Source organism: Pseudomonas migulae (assembly GCF_024169315.1).
GTDB classification, from domain to species: Bacteria; Pseudomonadota; Gammaproteobacteria; order Pseudomonadales; family Pseudomonadaceae; genus Aquipseudomonas; species Aquipseudomonas migulae_B.
This window is the reverse complement of sequence record NZ_JALJWR010000001.1, coordinates 5,753,703-5,773,059: the sequence shown is the minus strand read 5'-3', so window position 1 is coordinate 5,773,059 and position 19,357 is coordinate 5,753,703. Positions and strand designations below refer to the sequence as shown.

Below are 19,357 nucleotides of genomic sequence, written 5' to 3'. Positions count from 1 at the left end.
CTCAAATCCCGCAGAGCTCACGCAACAACCGGGTATCCAGATGCTTCTCCACCAGATCCGCCAACCGCTCGATATCACGCTCGCGCAACCCGTGGTAATCCACGTCCTGCACATCCTGCAAACCCGCCCACCGCAACAGCGCACTGCACGCCGCTGGCGATTCGAACAGGCCATGCAGATAAGTGCCGAAAATCTGCCCGTCGCCACTTTGCGCGCCGTCGCAACGACCGTCGTCCAACTGCACGGCGGCGTTTTCCAGCGCCGCTCCGGTAGTCACGCCGGCGTGAATTTCATAGCCGCTGACTTCAGCATTCTCCAGCGCCAGGCGCCCGCGCACATTGCGCAGTTGCTTCTCTTCTTCGAGCTGCGTTTCGAACGCCAGCAAACCCAGACCAGCGCTGGAGCCCGGCGCACCTTCAAGGCCCAACGGGTCGTGCACCTGCTCACCGAGCATTTGCAGGCCGCCGCAAATCCCCAACACCTTTCCGCCATAGCGCAAATGCCGTGCGATGGCGGTGTCCCAGCCATTGGCGCGCAAATACGCGAGGTCGCTGCGTACGCTTTTCGAGCCGGGAAGAATGATCAGGTCAGCGGGTGGAATCGCCTGGCCGGGGCCGATGAATTGCAGGTCCACTTGCGGATGCAGGCGCAGCGGATCGAAATCGGTGTGGTTGCTGATGCGCGGCAACACCGGCACAACGACCTTCAGCACCTGATCGGCCTTGTCGGTCTGGCGCTGATCGATACCGTCCTCGGCCTCCAGATGCAGGTCCATCACATACGGCAGCACGCCGATCACCGGTTTGCCGGTGCGCGCTTCCAGCCAGTCGAGGCCCGGTTGCAGCAAGGCAATGTCGCCGCGAAAACGGTTGATGATGAAGCCTTTGATCCGCGCCTGCTCGGAGGGAGAAAGCAACTCCAGCGTGCCCACCAGATGGGCGAAAACGCCGCCGCGATTGATGTCGGCGATCAGCAGTACCGGGCAATCCACCGCCTCGGCGAAACCCATGTTGGCGATGTCGCCGGCACGCAGATTGATCTCGGCCGGCGAGCCTGCGCCTTCGACCATGACCACCGGATACGCCGCGCTCAGCCGTTCATGGGAAGCGAGCACCGCTTGCATGGCGATGGCTTTGTAGTCGTGATACGCGACCGCGTTCATCGTCGTGACGGCGCGACCATGAATGATCACTTGCGCGCCGGTGTCGCTGTTGGGTTTGAGCAGCACCGGGTTCATGTCGGTGTGCGGTTCGAGATGAGCGGCCTGAGCCTGCACCGCTTGCGCGCGACCGATCTCGCCACCGTCAGCGGTCACGGCACTGTTGAGTGCCATGTTCTGCGGCTTGAACGGCACGACGCCTACGCCCTGGCGCGTGACCCAGCGACACAACGCCGTCACCAGCGTGCTTTTACCGGCGTCCGAGGTCGTGCCCTGCACCATCAACGTTGTCATCGGGTTTCCTTGGCATAGGCGTCGAACGCTTGATCGAGTCGGGCCCAGTCGGCTTCTTCGCCGGGCAGGCCGAAACGCAGGCTGCTGTTGTGGGTGAACAACCGCAGCAGAATGCCGTGGCGGGCCATGAAATCATGCAGTGCTTCGGCGCGTTCGGTGGTCAGCCACTGAAACAGGGCGCAACCGCCCTGAGGTTTGTAACCATGCTTTTCCAGCAGCGCAGCCAACCGCTCGCTGGCCTCTTCAGCGCGCACACGCTGTCTGGCATGTCCTTCGGTATCCTGCAAACAGGCTTGCCCCAACACGCGAGTCGGTCCGCTGACGGCCCAGGGGCCGACTTGTTCGGCGAGCAGTTTGAGCAGCTTGCGCTCCGCCAGCACGAACCCCAGCCGGACACCGGCCAGACCAAAAAACTTGCCGAACGAGCGCAGCACGACCAAGCCGACCTGATGGGCACACGGCGCCAGGCTCAGGTGTGGTGTGTTGTCCATGAACGCTTCGTCCACCACCAGCCAGCCACCGCGTTGGGCCAGTCTGGAATGCCAGTCGAGCAGACGGCTCGGGGTCAGGCTCAAACCCGTGGGATTGTTCGGGTTGACCACCACCAGCACGTCGAGACTGTCGAGAAAGAAGTCGACCTCCTGCTCCAGCACTTCACGCACGATGTAGCCGCTGCGGCGCCAGGCTTCGGCGTGCTCGGCGTAACACGGCGACAGCACGCCGACCTTGCCGACCCGGCGCAAACGCGGCAGCAACTGGATCGCCATTTGCGAACCGGCCACCGGCAACACCTGCGCGGCACCGTAGTATTCGCAGGCGGCCTGCTCCAGTCCGTCATCGGTTTCCGGCAATCGCGCCCAGGCGCGCAACGGAATGTCCGGGACGGGAAACGGCCAGGGCGCGAGGCCGCTGGACAGGTCAAGCCAATCGGCTTCGGCGATGCCATATTCGAGCGCCGCCTTGCGCAACCGTCCACCGTGCTCAAGCATAAAATTCAGCCCCCACGCAGAGAATCAGCAGCCATAACCATACCCCGCGCTGGACCAATTGCCAGCCTCGGTCGATGGAGTCGGCGTCCGCAGGCGCGCCTTCGCCCAGTTGCGGACGCTGATGCAGTTCACCGTGATAAATTGCCGCCCCGCCCAACTCGACACCCAGTGCACCGGCTCCGGCGGCCATCACCGGACCGGCATTCGGGCTGTCCCAGGTCGGCCCCTGGTTACGCCAGCATTTCAGGGCGAGTCGGGTTTTGCCCAGCAGCGCGTAGGTCAATGCCACCAGTCGCGCAGGAATATAGTTGAGCACGTCGTCGATCTTCGCCGCGGCCCAGCCGAACCGTTCGAAGCGCTCGTTGCGATAACCCCACATCGCATCCAGCGTATTACTCAATCGGTAGAGCACCACGCCGGGCGCGCCCGCCACTGCAAACCAGAACAGCGCGGCAAACACCGCGTCGCTGCCGTTCTCCAGGACGGATTCGGTGGCGGCGCGGGCGACTTCGGTTTTATCCAGCTCACTGGTCTGGCGGCTGACCAGGTAACCGACGCGCTTGCGCGCTTCCTCCAGATCATCAATGCGCAGCGCCGTGGCCACCGGCGTGACGTGTTCACCGAGGCTACGCATGCCAAGCGCGCAATAAAGCGCGAGAATCTCGACGATCCAACCGACATAAGGCGCCCAGGAAAAAGCCGTGGCGAGCAAGGTCAGCGGCACAACCGCGATCACCCAGGCGGTAACGCCGTGGCTGCGCCAGCCGCGCCCCTCACCATTGAAACGTTGTTCGATGCGGTCGGCAAAACGGCCGAACGCCACCAGCGGATGCCAGCGTTTGGGTTCACCCAGCAGCGCATCCAGCGCAACCGCGGCGACACTCAACAACGCCACACTCATTGACTCACTCCCCAATAATTCTCATACAGCAATTCGCTTAGCGGACGCGCCTGCGCCCAGCCTTCGAGTACCAGCATCGGCGCCGGATAGAATTCCTTGACCGGCCCGAGGCAAAGAATCGCCAAAGGCTTGGCCCCGGCGGGCAAACCCAGCAGGTCGGCCAGGGCTTGCGGCTCGAATAAAGAAACCCAGCCCATGCCCAGTCCTTCGGCACGGGACGCCAGCCACAGGTTCTGGATCGCGCAGGACAGCGAGGCCATGTCCATTTCCGGCAAGGTGCGGCGGCCGAAGATGTGGCGCTCGCGATCGTCCATCAGCGCAGCGACCAACACCTCGGCACAGTCGTTGATGCCTTCGACTTTCAGCTTCATGAATTCGTCGGTGCGTTCGCCGAGGGCTTCGGCGGTGCGGATGCGTTCCTGTTCCACCAACAACTGGATCTTGCCGCGCAAGGCGCGATCGCTGATGCGGATGAATCGCCAGGGCTGCATCAGGCCGACGCTCGGCGCCTGGTGCGCGGCTTCGAGCAGGCGCCGGAGCAACTCGGGTTCGACGGTGCCGCCGCTGAAGTGGCGCATGTCGCGGCGTTCGGCGATCGCGCGATACACCGCTTCCCGTTCGGCCTGACTGAAGGCGTTGTCGGTCATGGCCTCTTCGCGAGCAAGCCCGCTCCCACAGTTGACCGCGTTTCTTCAGGCAACGCGCTGATTAATGTGGGAGCGGGCTTGCTCGCGAAGGCGGCATCAAGGTCCGGTGCAAACAACGCGGCTACCGCAGATGGATTCGACGGGAAATAGAAGTGCACATAGGAAGCCGTCATCCGCCCCTCACGATAAACCGCCTCCGCCCCGCGCCCGCCGTTAGGGCTCAGGCCGCGAGCAATCGGTTCAAGCTCGGTGCTGGTCAACGAATGATGATAGGTGTGCCCGCGCAGCGAACCTTCCGGCAAGTCGACCGCCTGCAACGCCAGCGCCGCCAGCCGTTTCTGCATCACCGCGTCACCGGCCAGCAACCCCACCAGTTCTGCGCGAGTGCCTTCGACATCGGTCAACGAGTCGAGCAAATACAACATCCCGCCGCACTCGGCCAACAACGGTTTGCCCGCCGCGTGGTGAGCGCGAATCGCGTCAAGCATCGGGGTGTTCTGTGCCAGCGCCACATGGTGCAATTCCGGGTAACCGCCTGGTAGATAGAGGCTGTCGGTTTCCGGCAACTGTGCATCGCGGATTGGCGAGAAAAACACCAGTTCAGCGCCCATGGCTCGCAGCAAATCCAGGCTCGCGCCGTAGGTGAAGGCGAAGGCTTCGTCACGGGCCACGGCAATCCGTACACCGGCCAGCAACGGCTCGGCAGCGATCACTTCTGGAGCGGCGAACTCCACCGGCGGCGGCAGCGCAACGTCACAACTGTTGGCCAGTGATTCGGCCGCCGCATCGAGGCGCACGTCGAGATCGTTCAGCTCACTGGCCTGAACCAGACCGAGGTGCCGACTCGGCAATTCAATCCCGGTTTCCCGGGACAACGCGCCGTACCAGCGCAAGCCTTCAGTGAGACTGCCTTCAAGCAACTGTGCATGACGCAAGGTGCCCACACGGTTGGCCAGCACCCCGGCGAACGGCAGGTCCGGCTGATACTTAGCCAACCCCAGCGCCAGCGCACCAAAGGTCTGCGCCATCGCCGTGCCGTCAATCACCCCGAGCACCGGCACACCGAAATGCCGCGCCAGGTCAGCGCTGGACGGCGTACCGTCAAACAAGCCCATGACGCCTTCGATCAGAATCAGATCCGCTTCGCCGGCGGCTTCCCACAACAGTCGACGACTTTCCTGCTCGCCGACCATCCACATGTCCAGTTGATACACCGGCGCACCGCTGGCGCGCTCGAGAATCATCGGGTCGAGAAAATCAGGGCCGCATTTGAACACGCGAACCTTGCGCCCCTGGTTGCGATGCAAACGGGCCAGCGCGGCGGTGACGGTGGTCTTGCCCTGACCGGAGGCCGGCGCGGCAATCAAGACCGCCGGGCAATGACGTGGTTGACTCACAATTCGACGCCTTTTTGCGCTTTGATCCCGGCCTGGAAGGCGTGCTTGATGACGCCCATTTCCGTGACGGTGTCGGCCAGTTCGATCATTTCCGGCTTGGCGCCGCGACCGGTCACCACCACGTGCTGCATCGGCGGCCGCGCCTGCAAGTCGCTGAGCACCTGATCGAGGTCGAGGTAACCGTGCTTGAGGGCGATGTTCAGTTCATCCAGCACGACCAGACCGATCGATGGATCACGCAGCAGTTCACGGGACACGGCCCAGGCCGCTTCGGCGGCGGCGATATCACGCTGGCGGTCCTGGGTTTCCCAGGTAAAGCCCTCGCCCATCACATGAAAACGCACCTGCTCGGGGAAGCGCCGGAAAAACAGTTCTTCGCCCGTGCTGTTGCGGCCCTTGATGAACTGCACCACGCCGCACTGCATGCCGTGGCCCATGGAGCGGGCGAGCATGCCGAACGCCGAGCTGCTTTTGCCTTTGCCGTTGCCGGTCAGCACCAGCAGCAGGCCGCACTCATTCGGCGAATTGGCGATGCGTTCGTCGATCACGGCTTTTTTGCGCTGCATGCGCGCCAGGTGGCGTTCGTCACGATCGGGAGTATCAGTCATGGGGGAGCTCTCCGTTGAGGCTGGATAACGGCGGGCAGGCACAAGAATAGACGGCAAGAAGCCTGGCATCGCCCACCGTGATGCCGCTGGATGGATCAGGCCGGTCTCCGGGCTCATGAGCGGCGTTACGCCTGACTGCGCGCCTTCCCATGCCGATATCGACACAGTGGCAAAAATGCGCAGTCTTCACTCATTTACCGTTGCGGGGGCAGCGCCGGGATCGTGATTGTTCATGAAGTGAACGAACGCACTCACCGGCTTCCCTGTTTCACTCTGTCGACCAAGGCCACAGAGCACCTGAAACAAGCCGCGAAGGTTAGAGGGTTGAGGGTGGAGCGTCAATTAAAGCCGGGACGCCGTCCGGCGAATAACTGCCGTCGATCAATTATCTGACGCCAATCTTGTGCCACACTCTCAGCAGTGATATCAAAGCGCCACAACCTGACAACACAATAACAAGGGTGAGCCACATGCAAGGCATGATCATCAGCAATCCGAAGCTGGAATTCCTGCGCCCGGTGCTGGAACGCTGGTTTGACTGTATCAACCGCTACAACGCCGTGCGCGGCGATAACGACACGCCTTACTGGTACGACGAAAAAGCCAACCTCGGCTTGCTCTCGGCCGCCGCGTGGATGGCGGAAATGGTCACGCTGCAAAACACACCGACCCGTAAACAGAACGAGGAAGGCGAACGCAACGCCCGCGCCGACCTGTTCATCGCCACCAGCGAAGAGCGCGCCTACCTTCAAGCCACGCAACGCTGGCCGCGGGTCAACAGCCTGAACCTTACACAGGCGCTCGCCGATATCACCAGCGACGCCAGGCGAATCAGCTACGCCAGCGACCTGAAACTCGGCTGCCTGTTCGTTGCACCGCAAAAAGCCCAGCACGGAGCTACCCCGGAAGAACTCCAGGACATGGTCGACGACCTGCAAAAGGAACACACCTGCGCCGTCGCCTGGTATTTCCCCTACGCCTACCGCAAGTTGCGCAATGAAGCGGGCAACTATCACCCCGGCATCGCCGTGCTGTTCAAGGAAGCCCGGGGCTGACCGGTTGAACCATCGCGGGTTTGCGCTTCTCTATTGATCAGGTCACTGCATTTATAGGGAAATCAGCATGCGCAAGCCCCAGCTCGTTCTCGTCATCGCCCTCGCCGGAGGGCTCGCCGCCTGCGGTGAAACCTCCAGCCTGCAAGTCTCCGACGGCACCGGCCCGACACCCAAATTGCCAGAACCGAACAAAACCCTGATCCCGACGGTGAACATCGCCCCGGCGATCGGCTGGGCTGACGGTGCCAAACCCACCGCCGCAGCGGGCACTCAGGTGGCTGCGTTCGCCGAAGGCCTCGATCACCCGCGCTGGCTGTATGTGCTGCCGAACGGCGACGTGCTCGTCGCCGAAACCAACGCGCCGCCCAAACCCGACGATGGCAAAGGCGTCAAAGGCTGGGTCATGAAAAAAGTCATGGGCCGCGCCGGTGCCGCCGTACCGAGCCCGAACCGCATCACGCTGTTGCGGGACAAGGACCACGACGGCATCGCCGAAACCCGCACAGTGTTCCTGGAAAACCTCAACTCGCCCTTCGGCATGACGCTGGTCGGCAACGACCTGTATGTCGCCGACACGGATCGCTTGCTGCGCTTCCGCTATGAGGATGGCGACACGGTAATCAAGTCGCAGCCGATCAAAGTGGTTGATCTGCCGGGCGGGACGCTGAATCACCACTGGACCAAAAACGTCATCGCCAGCAAGGACGGCAGCAAGCTGTACGTGACGGTGGGCTCCAACAGCAACGTCGGCGAAAACGGCATGGACCAGGAAGAAGGTCGCGCGGCGATCTGGGAAGTGGATCGCGCCACCGGCAATCACCGGATCTTCGCTTCGGGGATTCGCAATCCAAATGGTCTGGCCTGGGAGCCCCGGAGGGGTGCGCTGTGGACGGCCGTCAACGAGCGGGATGAAATCGGCAGCGACCTGGTGCCGGACTACATCACTTCGGTGAAGGACGGCGGTTTCTACGGCTGGCCTTACAGCTACTACGGCCAGCACATCGACATTCGCGTCGAGCCGCAAAACCCGGACCTGGTGGCCAAGGCCATCGCGCCGGATTACGCAGTCGGCCCGCACACCGCGTCGCTGGGCCTGACGTTTGCGGAAGGCAACACGCTGCCAGCGCAATTCAAGGAAGGCGCCTTCATCGGCCAGCACGGCTCATGGAACCGCAAGCCGCACAGTGGCTACAAAGTGATTTTCGTGCCATTCAGTGCCGGCAAGCCGACCGGGCAACCGGTGGATGTACTCACGGGTTTCCTCAATGACGATGAGAAAGCCATGGGCCGGCCGGTGGGTGTGGTGATTGATCAGCAGGGTGATTTGCTGGTGGCGGATGATGTGGGGAACAAGGTGTGGCGGGTTTCTGCGGCTAAATAACGTATTGCCGCGAAATGCATAATCCTGTGGGAGCGGGCTTGCCCGCGATAGGGTCGGTACATTCAGCATCAATGTGACTGAAAGATCGCTATCGCGGGCAAGCCCGCTCCCTCAAGGACCGCGTTACCGTTTACGGCAGAGTGTCAATCCATCCCCCAACGGCAACAGCGACAGATCCACACGCGAGTCATCCTTCAAGGCGAGATTCAGCGCCTGGATGGCTCGGGTGTCTTCACTCTCGGGATTGCGCTCAAGCACCCGCCCGCTCCACAGCGTGTTGTCGAACACCGCCAGGCCACCGACGCGCAGCAGACGCAGCGCGTGCTCCAGGTAGGCGGGATAGTTAGCCTTGTCGGCATCAATGAACATCAAATCGAATGGTTCGGGCTGGTCCAACCGAGCCAGGGTTTCCAGCGCCGGCGCCAGGCGCAGGTCAATCCGCTCGGCAAGTCCTGCTTCCTGCCAGTAACGGCGCGCCGTGGCGTTGTAGTCACCAGGAATGTCACAGCAGATCAGCGAGCCGTCCTCCGGCAACGCCGCCGCCATGCACAACGCGCTGTAACCGGTAAAGGTGCCGACTTCCAGCAAACGCCTGGCGCCGGTGAGCTTCACCAGTAATGCGAGAAACTGACCCTGCTCCGGCGCTATCTGCCAGCGCGCCATCGGCAACGCCTGGGTTTCATCGCGCAAGCGTTTGAGCAGCGGCGTTTCCCTCAGGGAAACGTCGAGCAGGTATTGATACAGTGAGTCGTCGAGATTGAGCGTGCGAGCGGTCATGACAACCTCTGCGTTCTATGGGTTACGCGCCAGGTGCTCAGGTTGCAGGACGCGCTTGGCGCTGAGGTAGGCTTTTTGCCAATAAGCCTTGGACAAGCTGTCGAGCTTCACCGTGCCACCCGTGGCCGGCGCATGGACGAAGCGACCTTCGCCGACATAGATCCCAGCGTGGCTGACCTGAGAGCCGCCATTGGTGGCGAAGAAAATCAGGTCGCCGGTTTGCAGGCCTTCCTTGCCGACATTGGCCGCTTGCATGCTGATCATCTCGCGGGTGGTGCGCGGCAGCGAGATGCCGGTGACGTCACGGTAGACATAACCGATCAGGCCGCTGCAATCGAACCCGGAATCCGGCGTGTTGCCGCCCCAGCGATAAGGTGTGCCAACCAGGCCCAACGCGCGAAACAGCACGTCTTCAGCTTCAGGAGAAAAAGGTTGTGATGACCCGAAAACAATCGGCGCGCGAACCACTGGCGCAGGCGGCGGTGTACGGCTGGCGCAGGCGCTGAGCAGCGCTGCGAAGAACATGAGTGCGAGGCGGGCCGACATCGTCATAAGCAGAACATCCTGATCTGGCTGCGGCTTTTTTCTGCCGACAGGGCAGAAAAGAAAACCGCCTGCGCAGGACGCAGGCGGTTTGCCATCAATAATAGATCAGGATTCTAGCGGCTATGCGGCAAACTTCAAGTAAGACTTTAAGTTCGCCTTACAAACTGTCCGCCTACTCTGTTGCAGAGCGGCTTTTTGTCGCCACCGAAGTGACGACAGGCTGAAGCATTACTTGCGGGCCGTGACCACGGTCGGGGCCATCGCGAGTGCACGCTTGGCTTCGATGAAGGTCTTGCTCCAGTAGCTGTCGCCCAGGCTATCGACCCGGACACCACCGCTTTTGCGGCTGCTGGAGTGGATGAACTGGTTGTCACCGAGGTAGATCCCGGCGTGACTGACACGACCGCGACGGCCGTTGGTGGCGAAGAACAGCAGGTCGCCCGGCTTGAGCGCACTGCGAGCAACCAGCGGTGCGTCCACGTTGATCATTTCGCGAGTGGAACGCGGCAGGTTCATGCCGGCCTCTTCGCGGAACAGATATCCGATGAAACCGCTGCAATCGAAGCCAGCCTCGGAGGTGCCGCCGAAACGGTAACGGGTACCGATCAGGGACATGCCACGTTCGAGGATGCTGTCGGCCAGAACCGGAAGCTGGTACGACTTGCCGTCGGCGAAGTCAGCCAGTTCTTTGTCGGTGGCCAGCTCTTCCTGGAAAAGAACGGAAGAAGATTGCGCAGTAACTGAATTTTTAACCTGCTGTTGAGGCGCTTGCTCCGACACTGGAGTGTGGGCTGCGCAACCGAACAACAGGGTGACGAGTGCGAGAGGCACGAGGGGTGCAAAGCGATTTAGCATGGGCACGACCGTGGCTGATAGTTGTAAAGAAGCCGAGACTATGCCCGCTATCATCCTCATTTGCAAATTCAATCGAACTTTATGTGACTTTCCGGTTTCGCGTTTCCATCTAAGCGCTTAAGCCCCATTTAGACGCTTGCGCGGCCTACACCCTGTAGGAAAGCGAACTTTTTGGCGCCTGAAATATGCCAAAACCCTTGCAGGACTTGGGCTTTACCAGCCCAGCGTCTCTTTAAGGAACGGAATGGTCAGCTTGCGCTGAGCTTGAAGAGAGGCCTGATCGAGACGCTCAAGCAGTTCGAACAGCGCGCTCATGCTGCGAGTGCCACGGGTCAGGATAAAATGTCCGACTTCATCGGTCAGGTGCAATCCACGACGGGACGCACGAAGTTGCAAGGCACGCAATTTGTCTTCGTCGGACAGCGGTCGCATCTGAAAAATCAGCGCCAGCGTGAGACGGGATTTCAGGTCCGCCAGCTTCACCGGCAATTCACGCGGTGACGTCGACGCGGCAATCAGCAGGCGCCGACCGCTGTCACGCAGGCGATTGAACAGATGGAACAACGCTTCTTCCCAGTCCGCCTTGCCGGCCACCGCCTGCAGATCATCCAGGCAGACCAGTTCGTACTGTTCGAGGTTGTCGAGAATTTCGATGCCGCGATCCATCAACTCGGCCAGTGGCAGATACACCGCCGTTTCACCCATCTGTTCGAAGCGCAAACAGGCCGCCTGCAACAAATGCGTGCGCCCTACCCCGTGCTTGCCCCAGAGATAAATCAGGCTTTCGGTCCAGCCGGCGTCGGCTTCGCACAGCCGCTCGACATAGCCGAGTGCAGCGGCATTGGCGCCTGGGTAGTAATTGATAAAGGTAGCGTCATCACGCAGACGCACACCTAGGGGCAGCTGAATCGGTTTCATGCTGACTGAACAGTTCCAAAGGAACCGTTAGTGGCCTCTGTGTAAAGTTTGCGAAGTTTATACCCGTGAAGCTGACCGCACAATGCGACAGACCATAAGCAAAATCAAAGGTTTGCGTTATCGCACCGCTTTCATGGGCGTTTCTTTGGCGGCGCAAGTGACAGTTGCGCAGGTGGCACGGGCCAGCCTGGCACTGAACCAGACTGCCCGCGACGCGTCATCGTACCCCCTTAGAGCTCAGGTTCGTCGACACCACTGTAGATATCAGAATCTTTATACAAATCATGCACATGGCGCACCAGAACCATGATCACCGCCGCTACGGGGAGCGCCAGCAACACGCCGGTAAAACCGAACAGTTCACCACCCGCCAGAATCGCGAAGATCACCGCCACCGGGTGCAGACCGATCCGGTCACCCACCAGCAACGGCGTCAATACCATGCCCTCCAGCGCCTGGCCGACCATGAACACCGCGACGATGCCAAACATGGGGTACAAGTCGCCACCGAACTGGAACAGGCCGGCAATCAGCGCCGCGCCAATCCCGATGACAAACCCCATGTACGGCACAATCGCCGCCAGGCCGGCGATCATCCCGATCAGCAACCCCAGCTCGAGCCCTACCAGCATCAGGCCCGCCGAATAGATCACGCCCAGCGCCACCATCACCAGCAATTGCCCGCGCACGAACGCGCCGAGCACTTCATGGCATTCACCCGCCAGGACCACCACGCGTTCTTCACGGTCACGAGGCAGCAGGCTGCGGATCTTGGCCATCATCAGGTCCCAGTCCCGCAATAGATAGAAGCTCACCACCGGGATCAGCACCAGATTGGCCAGCCAACCGATCAACGCAAGGCCGGAGGCGGTCGCCTGACTCAACACCACGCCGACAATGTCAGTGGTCTGGCCCATGTGCTCGCTGATCGCCGCTTTGAGCTTGTCGAACTTCCAGAAACCATCCGACAACCCGAACTTCGATTGCGCCCACGGCAACGCGGTGTGCTGCAACCAGTCGAGCATCTGCGGCGCCAGTTCGTACAAGCGAAACAACTGCTTGGCGAGCATCGGCACCAGCACCAGCAGCAATGTGGTGAAGATCAAAGTGAACAGCGCGAACACTGCCACCACGCCCCAGGTCCGGGACAGGCCGGCCTTTTCCAGGCGATCCACCAACGGGTCGAACAGATAGGCCAACAGCAGCGCCACCAGAAACGGCGTCAGAATCGGATGCAACAGCCAAATAAACGCGCAGAGCAGAACCACCCCACCCAACCAGAACCAACGCCGCGTATCGGCCATGTACCACTCCATCTGCATCTATATAAAGAAAGAAAACCTTACCAACGGAAACGCAGTTGCGGCACCGGCGCAGGCGGTGGCGCGACAGCGGGCGCCGATCCTTCGGCCACCGGCTGAACAGGTGCTGTCGGTGCCGGGGCCTCACCCGCCGGAACCTCTTGCAACTTCGCCAGCGACAACTGTGACCGCAACTGTTCGGCGCTGCCGTTGACCCGGTAGAGAACCCGGTCAGCGTCAACACTCTGCAGGCGCGCGCCAAACGGCTCGAGCAAACGCCCAAGCGTCGCATAACGCTCCAGATTCATGCCCTGTACTTCCAGCAACTGCTCGCCCGACATCCCGGGCTTGACCACAAAGCGTGGCGCCAGGCGCTGACTGACCGCCAGCATCACCGCGTCGGCCACGGCAGCCTGATCCGCGCCCTGCACGCTGCCCGCTTCCTTCTGATCGCCCAGCCACAGATGCCATTTGGCCTGCCATTGGCCACTCTCTTCCCGGGCATGCACGGCCAGCAAGGCGTCAGCGTTGTAGCGATCCGATGCGCCGCGCAACGGCGCCGCATCCGTGCCTTCAAGATTCGGCGCCGTGGCGACCAGTTGCTCGCTCAAGTCCGCCAGTGGCAGACGCAGCGGCAGGCCACGGTGTTGTGCCGCGCGACGTAACGGTGCAGCACTGGCCTGACCATCACCGACCAGACTCGAACCTTCCGTTGAGTCGTTCAGCCACCACGTCAGAATCGATGGCCGGTTCGCACCCCACAAGGACAGCCCGGCGCGGCGCAACGCCTGCTCGGTGCTGGCCGGATCGAAATCCACCTTCAGCACTTCCGGCGGGCCGGCCTCGAAACCGTATTGGCTGATGATCTGCTGCGGGTCCTTGCGAACGGCCGCCAACCCCGGACTTTGCACGGCCTTGGGATCGCCGGTCAGGCGCAACACCAGCGTGTCGAGCGCACGCTGAGTGGCTTGATCACGCTCTTCCGGTGCCTGACTGGTGACAGGCTCGCGCACCAGATAAAGGCTTTTGACGGTTTCGGCATGACTCGCCAGGCTGACCAGAGACAAACAACCCACAAACAATGATTTGAAAAAACGCATGGAAGATTCCTGACGACAAGAGCGGCTGGAACTGAGCGCATGAAGATAATCGAGCAAGGCTGTGACCATCGCCCGGCGCAAAACATTCACACGTCCCGGTTAAGTTTTTCGCACTGCCATAACGATAGACGGTTAATCGCGATACCTTATACAGCCAAGCGGGAGGCAACCAACACGGGCAATAACGGTTTTTTTGTATCGATATGCCCCTGCTGTCGGCCTGAGGATGGCCGCTGCCCCTCAAGCCTGATAAAATCGCGCGCCTTCGCAGACCGGCAACAGCCGGGCGCCCTGAAATTCGCGCAAGGCACATGCCCTTCGTTTGTTTCGGCGGTCCCACTGGACTCGGTCGTTACCCCTGAATCCCCCCTAAAGGCCTGGATCATGAGCAAGCAACCCTCCCTGAGCTACAAGGACGCCGGTGTAGACATCGACGCCGGTGAAGCATTGGTCGAACGCATCAAGAGCGTCGCCAAGCGCACTGCGCGCCCGGAAGTCATGGGCGGCCTGGGCGGTTTTGGCGCCCTCTGCGAAATCCCGGCCGGCTACAAGCAGCCTGTGCTGGTTTCCGGTACTGACGGCGTCGGCACCAAGCTGCGCCTGGCCTTGAACCTGAACAAGCACGACAGCATCGGCATCGACCTGGTGGCCATGTGCGTGAACGACCTGGTGGTCTGCGGCGCCGAGCCGCTGTTCTTCCTCGACTACTACGCCACCGGCAAACTGAACGTCGAAACCGCGACCCAGGTCGTGACCGGCATCGGCGCAGGCTGCGAACTGTCCGGCTGCTCCCTGGTCGGCGGCGAAACCGCTGAAATGCCGGGCATGTACGAAGGCGAAGACTACGACCTGGCCGGCTTCTGCGTCGGCGTCGTGGAAAAGTCCGAAATCATCGACGGTTCGAAAGTCGCTGCCGGCGATGCCCTGCTGGCCCTGCCGTCCTCCGGCCCGCACTCCAACGGCTACTCGCTGATCCGCAAGATCATCGAAGTGTCCGGTGCCGACATCGAGAACATCGAGCTCGACGGCAAACCGCTGACCGACCTGCTGATGGCCCCGACCCGTATCTACGTGAAGCCGCTGTTGAAGCTGATCAAGGAAACCGGCGCAGTCAAGGCGATGGCCCACATCACCGGTGGCGGCCTGCTGGACAACATCCCGCGCGTGCTGCCAAAAGGCGCTCAAGCGGTGGTTGACGTTGCAAGCTGGACTCGCCCTGCCGTGTTCGACTGGCTGCAAGAGAAAGGCAACGTTGACGAAAACGAAATGCACCGCGTGCTGAACTGCGGCGTTGGCATGGTCATCTGCGTCGCTCAAGAGCACGTTGAAACCGCGCTGAACGTGCTGCGTGAAGCCGGCGAGCAGCCTTGGGTCATCGGTCAGATCGCCACCGCTGCCGAAGGCGCGGCTCAGGTCGAACTGAAGAACCTCAAGGCTCATTAATGTCCGTCACCTGTGATGTGGTGGTGCTGTTGTCCGGCACCGGCAGTAACTTGCAGGCCTTGATCGACAGCACGCGGACCGGCGACAGCCCGGTCCGCATCGCCGCGGTGATTTCCAACCGCGCCGACGCCTACGGCCTGCAACGCGCCAGGGATGCGGGTATGGACACCCGCTCCCTGGATCACAAGGCGTTCGAAGGCCGCGAAGCCTTCGATGCCGCGCTGATCGAACTGATCGACGCCTTCAACCCCAAACTCGTGGTCCTGGCCGGTTTCATGCGCATCCTCAGCGCTGACTTCGTGCGCCACTACGCGGGCCGCCTGCTTAACATCCATCCCTCGCTGCTACCCAAATACAAAGGGTTACACACTCATCAGCGCGCGCTGGAGGCCGGCGACACTGAACACGGCTGTTCCGTGCACTTTGTCACCGAGGAACTCGATGGCGGACCACTGGTCGTACAGGCAGTAATACCGGTAGAGTTGCACGATTCGCCGCAGAGTCTGGCGCAGCGAGTTCACACCCAGGAACACCTGATCTACCCGATGGCCGTACGCTGGTTTGCCGAAGGCCGTTTATCACTTGGTCAACAAGGTGCTTTACTGGATGGCAAGTTACTCGCGGCCAGCGGCCACTTGATTCGAACCTAGGAGATTTTATGCGTCGCGCCCTGCTCTTCGCTTGCGCTCTGCTTGCCCTGCCTTTCGCGCAGGCAACAGAACTTCAACCCTTCTCCGCCAGCTACACCGCCGACTGGAAGCAACTTCCAATGAGCGGCACTGCCGAGCGCAGCCTGACCAAGGAAGCCAACGGTGTCTGGAAGCTCAGCTTCAAGGCTTCGATGATGATCGCCAGCCTGACCGAAGAAAGCACTCTGACCCTGGACAAGGACACCCTGCTGCCACAGTCCTACCACTTTGAACGCGGCGGCCTGGGCAAAGCGAAAAAGGCTGACCTGGATTTCGACTGGACCGCCAAAAAGGTCACCGGCACCGATCGCGGCGACGCCGTCAACATTCCGCTCAACCGCGGCATGGTCGACAAATCCACCTATCAGCTGGCCCTGCAACACGACGTGGCCGCCGGCAAGAAAAGCATGAGCTATCAGGTCGTCGATGATGGCGAAGTCGATACCTATGACTTCCGCGTGCTGGGTTCGGAAAAAGTCGACACCAAGGCTGGCCAGATCGACGCGATCAAGGTCGAGCGCGTGCGTGACCCGACACAAAGCAAGCGCATCACCGTGCTGTGGTTCGCCAAGGACTGGGATTACCTGCTGGTCCGCCTGCAACAGGTCGAAACCGACGGCAAGGAGTACAACATCATGCTCCTGGACGGCAAGGTCAACGGTAAGGCTGTCAAAGGCAGCTGATCCGGATCGACCCAAGAAGCCTCGCTGACGCGGGGCTTTTTTTTGCCTCCCATCTGCGGCGAATCCACTATTCAATCATGACACTGAACTGTAAGAGCCGGCTTGCTGGCTCCTATAGGGGTTTCGGCAGGATTGAAAGGAAGTTATCCCTTGCGACTTTTCTGGCAACGTCTTCCGGCAACGCATCGAGAAACGGATCGAAGCTGCGAATCTCCTTACCAAGCTTGTTGAACCGCCCTACCACGTCCGAGCCGATCATGAAGCGCTCCGGGAAGCGCTCCACCAGTTTCAACCACTCCTGGCGAGGCTTGCCCTGCTCATCCAGTAGATAGGGCGTGAGCATGCTCCAGGACAAGTCGATGAACAGATTGGGATAAGCCTCCAACATTCGCGTGAGGGTCGGCAACAGAAAATCAAGCTGGGTCTGGTGCCGATGAATCTCCGCACTGCTGCCGGCATGCGCCCAGATGAAGCGTGTATGCGGGTGATTGCGTAGCGGCTCTTCGATTTCCGACAGAAACAGCGGATTTTTCTCACGCTTGGAAGTGATATTCGAATGCAGCATCACCGGTAGGTCGTTTTCGGCGGCGAGGTGATAGATCCGCGTCATCGCTTCGTTGTTGGCCCGCGGTGTATCACCGGAGGTCAGCGCAGTCAGATCGTCATGGCGGGTGAAGACCTCGCCGATGCCCTGCCAAAGGCCCGGATTGAGGTCGAGCATCCGCTGGATGTGAGCGGCGGAGTTTTTGTCGTTGGGGTTGAAACCTGACAGAAACGGATGAAAGTGCTGACGCTGTTCGGGTGTCAGTTTGTTTACCGCCGCAGCGACAATGGTGTCTGTCGCGCTGTACCAATAGGCATCGGCGTCATCACCTGCGTAATAGCGCGGGCGCTTGGGTTCGTCTTCGTGCCATTTCTTGGCTACCGGTATGCCGGAAATCATCACATGGTCGATGTGATTATCGGTCATGGCCTTAAGCAGTTTCGGCATGCCCGCACTTTCCTGGAAGAAATCCACGTAATGCAGGTGCGCATCGCTGTAGGAATATTCGCGAGCATCGGCGTAAGCGCTGTACAGCGCCAGCAACCAGGCGAGGCTCAAGCGGTTCAGAGGCACGGGCAATCTCCGGGATCATGAACAGCGTAGACCCCGATGCACTTGCCAGGGTTCACCCGACAAGAAAGTGGAACGCAACACAGAAGGAATGCTCTATAACTTCAAGGTCTTTTTTGCTCGAATGACTTCCCTACTGCCGAGGTTTCCCATGACTGTCACCGTCAATACCGTTTCCGCCGAAGGTTTTCGTCACAGCGTTCAAATCGATGACCACGAGCTCTTTGCCGATGTGCCGACTTCCGCCGGTGGTGAAGGCTCGGCACCCGAGCCACATGATTACTTCGATGCAGCGCTCGGCGCGTGCAAGGCGCTGACCCTGAAGATGTATGCGAAGAAAAAAGACATTCCGCTGACGGGGGTCGGCGTGGAGGTCAAACGCGACAACAGTGAAGAGCAGAAAGGCAAATATGTCCTTCATGTCAAACTGACGCTCAAGGGTGTGCTCACTGACGCCCAGCGTGACGAACTGCACCGCGTGGCCGACCGCTGCCCTGTGCACAAGCTGATGACCACCACTGAAGTCAGCATCGAAACCCATCTGTCCGAAGGCGCGTTCAGCCAATAGCGGCAAGGGCCGGGCAAGCGGGTTATGCTCCATGCGTCACCCGCTCAGCCTGGAATGCACCATGAACTCTCCCCTCGTGATCCGCCCCCGCGCCGAAGATGTCGAAGGCCAACCGATTCTTCGTCCGCTGCCGTCGGCCAAATGCCGCAGCGTCGGGCCTTTTGTATTTTTCGACCACATGCTCGAAACCCGTTATCCGGCGGGAAAAGGCATGAACATCCGTCAGCATCCGCACATCGGTCTGTCGACCCTCACCTACTTGTTCGAAGGAAAAATCCAGCACAAGGACAGCCTCGGTTCCGATCAGGTGGTAGAGGCCGGTGACGTCAGCTGGATGACCGCCGGCAGCGCGATAGCCCACGTCGAGCGCACGCCCGAGGCATTGAAGGACAGCGGATTCACGATGCACGGCTTGCAGATCTGGCTGGCATCGCCGAAGGAACATGAACAGGGTCCGGGGCACTACAGCCACCATCCGGCGGCCACCCTGCCGGTCAGCGACAATCTTGGGGTCAAGATCCGGATGATCGCCGGGTCAGGCTTTTGCCTGGAATCGCCGGTGCCAGTGCTTTCTCCTACGCTGTACGCCGAACTTAACCTGCAGACAGCGACCACGCTGCTGATTCCCACCGAACATGAAGAACGGGCGCTGTATGTGTTGAGCGGCGAGGTACAGCTCGATGGCGAACTGATAGAACCGCATGCGCTAGTGGTGCTGCCTGCGGGGGAAGAGATGACGTTGTTCGCCGAGAGCGACTGTCATGCCGTACTGTTTGGTGGCGCGCCGCTGGATGGGCCGCGCAGGATCAACTGGAATTTTGTGGCGAGCGATCCGGCGGCTATCGATGACGCACGCCGGCGCTGGGCGGCCGGGGATTGGCCGACGGTGCCAGGGGAAGTTGAGCGGATCGAACTGCCTTAGGCTCTTCGGT

20 protein-coding genes and 1 riboswitch are annotated in these 19,357 nt (G+C 60.9%); of the genes, 7 read left to right on the top strand and 13 right to left on the bottom strand.

Annotation, left to right across the window (positions count from 1 at the left end; all coding sequences use genetic code 11):
* Position 1 precedes the first annotated feature (1 nt).
* Genes J2Y86_RS26510 through cobO form a run of 6 tightly spaced genes read right to left on the bottom strand, consistent with a single transcriptional unit; the run spans position 2 to position 5,995 of the window.
* Complete coding sequence (locus J2Y86_RS26510) at positions 2 to 1,453, bottom strand: cobyric acid synthase (protein WP_253438468.1); 1,452 nt, start codon at positions 1,451 to 1,453, stop codon at positions 2 to 4.
* Positions 1,450 to 2,442: a threonine-phosphate decarboxylase CobD gene (cobD, locus tag J2Y86_RS26505; protein ID WP_253438465.1), complete on the bottom strand. Its 993-nt coding sequence runs from the start codon at positions 2,440 to 2,442 to the stop codon at positions 1,450 to 1,452. Before cobD ends, J2Y86_RS26510 begins: the two co-directional genes overlap by 4 nt.
* Positions 2,435 to 3,343 (bottom strand): adenosylcobinamide-phosphate synthase CbiB, encoded by a 909-nt coding sequence (gene cbiB / locus J2Y86_RS26500; RefSeq protein WP_253438461.1) that lies wholly within the window; start codon positions 3,341 to 3,343, stop codon positions 2,435 to 2,437. Before cbiB ends, cobD begins: the two co-directional genes overlap by 8 nt.
* Complete coding sequence (bluB, locus tag J2Y86_RS26495) at positions 3,340 to 3,990, bottom strand: 5,6-dimethylbenzimidazole synthase (RefSeq protein ID WP_253438458.1); 651 nt, start codon at positions 3,988 to 3,990, stop codon at positions 3,340 to 3,342. The genes cbiB and bluB overlap by 4 nt, the downstream gene beginning before the upstream one ends.
* Positions 3,987 to 5,387: a cobyrinate a,c-diamide synthase gene (locus J2Y86_RS26490; RefSeq protein ID WP_253438454.1), complete on the bottom strand. Its 1,401-nt coding sequence runs from the start codon at positions 5,385 to 5,387 to the stop codon at positions 3,987 to 3,989. Before J2Y86_RS26490 ends, bluB begins: the two co-directional genes overlap by 4 nt.
* Positions 5,384 to 5,995, bottom strand: a complete 612-nt coding sequence (cobO, locus tag J2Y86_RS26485; RefSeq protein ID WP_253438451.1) for a cob(I)yrinic acid a,c-diamide adenosyltransferase — start codon at positions 5,993 to 5,995, stop codon at positions 5,384 to 5,386. The genes J2Y86_RS26490 and cobO overlap by 4 nt, the downstream gene beginning before the upstream one ends.
* Positions 5,996 to 6,076: 81 nt before the next feature.
* Positions 6,077 to 6,311, bottom strand: a riboswitch (cobalamin riboswitch).
* A 154-nt stretch (positions 6,312 to 6,465) separates the two neighbouring features.
* On the opposite strand from cobO, the gene J2Y86_RS26480 reads away from it, so the two are divergent.
* Together J2Y86_RS26480 and J2Y86_RS26475 are read left to right on the top strand one after the other, a co-directional pair.
* A complete protein-coding gene (locus J2Y86_RS26480) occupies positions 6,466 to 7,050 on the top strand; it encodes a hypothetical protein (RefSeq protein ID WP_253438448.1) in 585 nt (194 codons plus the stop codon).
* Positions 7,051 to 7,117: 67 nt separating this feature from the next.
* Positions 7,118 to 8,431 carry a PQQ-dependent sugar dehydrogenase gene (locus J2Y86_RS26475; RefSeq protein WP_253438444.1) on the top strand — a complete coding sequence of 438 codons (1,314 nt, stop codon included), beginning with the start codon at positions 7,118 to 7,120 and terminating at the stop codon, positions 8,429 to 8,431.
* Between the two features lie 123 nt (positions 8,432 to 8,554).
* Here J2Y86_RS26475 and J2Y86_RS26470 read toward each other — a convergent pair whose 3' ends face one another.
* The 6 genes from J2Y86_RS26470 to J2Y86_RS26445 all read right to left on the bottom strand — a co-directional run bounded on the left by J2Y86_RS26470 (position 8,555) and on the right by J2Y86_RS26445 (position 13,928).
* Positions 8,555 to 9,208: an O-methyltransferase gene (locus tag J2Y86_RS26470; RefSeq protein WP_253438441.1), complete on the bottom strand. Its 654-nt coding sequence runs from the start codon at positions 9,206 to 9,208 to the stop codon at positions 8,555 to 8,557.
* A 15-nt stretch (positions 9,209 to 9,223) separates the two neighbouring features.
* On the bottom strand, positions 9,224 to 9,760 hold the full coding sequence (locus tag J2Y86_RS26465) for a C40 family peptidase (protein WP_253438438.1): 537 nt from the start codon (positions 9,758 to 9,760) through the stop codon (positions 9,224 to 9,226).
* A 222-nt stretch (positions 9,761 to 9,982) separates the two neighbouring features.
* A complete protein-coding gene (locus J2Y86_RS26460; protein ID WP_253438434.1) occupies positions 9,983 to 10,609 on the bottom strand; it encodes a C40 family peptidase in 627 nt (208 codons plus the stop codon).
* A 213-nt stretch (positions 10,610 to 10,822) separates the two neighbouring features.
* On the bottom strand, positions 10,823 to 11,527 hold the full coding sequence (hda, locus tag J2Y86_RS26455; RefSeq protein WP_017337260.1) for a DnaA regulatory inactivator Hda: 705 nt from the start codon (positions 11,525 to 11,527) through the stop codon (positions 10,823 to 10,825).
* A gap of 230 nt (positions 11,528 to 11,757) precedes the next feature.
* The gene (locus J2Y86_RS26450) at positions 11,758 to 12,831 is read right to left on the bottom strand and encodes an AI-2E family transporter (protein ID WP_253438431.1); all 1,074 of its coding nucleotides are present in this window, start codon (positions 12,829 to 12,831) and stop codon (positions 11,758 to 11,760) included.
* Between the two features lie 38 nt (positions 12,832 to 12,869).
* Positions 12,870 to 13,928 (bottom strand): DUF2066 domain-containing protein, encoded by a 1,059-nt coding sequence (locus J2Y86_RS26445; protein WP_253438428.1) that lies wholly within the window; start codon positions 13,926 to 13,928, stop codon positions 12,870 to 12,872.
* A 384-nt stretch (positions 13,929 to 14,312) separates the two neighbouring features.
* On the opposite strand from J2Y86_RS26445, the gene purM reads away from it, so the two are divergent.
* The 3 genes from purM to J2Y86_RS26430 are packed head-to-tail and all read left to right on the top strand — an operon-like array spanning position 14,313 to position 16,743.
* On the top strand, positions 14,313 to 15,371 hold the full coding sequence (gene purM / locus J2Y86_RS26440) for a phosphoribosylformylglycinamidine cyclo-ligase (protein ID WP_253438426.1): 1,059 nt from the start codon (positions 14,313 to 14,315) through the stop codon (positions 15,369 to 15,371).
* Positions 15,371 to 16,021, top strand: coding sequence for a phosphoribosylglycinamide formyltransferase (purN, locus tag J2Y86_RS26435; protein WP_253438423.1), 651 nt, complete (start codon positions 15,371 to 15,373; stop codon positions 16,019 to 16,021). Before purM ends, purN begins: the two co-directional genes overlap by 1 nt.
* Before the next feature lie 8 nt (positions 16,022 to 16,029).
* On the top strand, positions 16,030 to 16,743 hold the full coding sequence (locus J2Y86_RS26430) for a DUF3108 domain-containing protein (protein WP_253438421.1): 714 nt from the start codon (positions 16,030 to 16,032) through the stop codon (positions 16,741 to 16,743).
* 112 nt (positions 16,744 to 16,855) lie between these two features.
* On the opposite strand, the gene J2Y86_RS26425 is transcribed toward J2Y86_RS26430, so the two are convergent.
* Positions 16,856 to 17,860: an amidohydrolase family protein gene (locus J2Y86_RS26425; RefSeq protein WP_253438419.1), complete on the bottom strand. Its 1,005-nt coding sequence runs from the start codon at positions 17,858 to 17,860 to the stop codon at positions 16,856 to 16,858.
* Between the two features lie 148 nt (positions 17,861 to 18,008).
* Between J2Y86_RS26425 and J2Y86_RS26420 the strand changes: the two genes are divergently transcribed.
* Together J2Y86_RS26420 and J2Y86_RS26415 are read left to right on the top strand one after the other, a co-directional pair.
* A complete protein-coding gene (locus J2Y86_RS26420; RefSeq protein WP_253440431.1) occupies positions 18,009 to 18,425 on the top strand; it encodes an OsmC family protein in 417 nt (138 codons plus the stop codon).
* Positions 18,426 to 18,486: 61 nt separating this feature from the next.
* A complete protein-coding gene (locus tag J2Y86_RS26415) occupies positions 18,487 to 19,347 on the top strand; it encodes a pirin family protein (protein WP_253438417.1) in 861 nt (286 codons plus the stop codon).
* Positions 19,348 to 19,357: the final 10 nt, after the last annotated feature.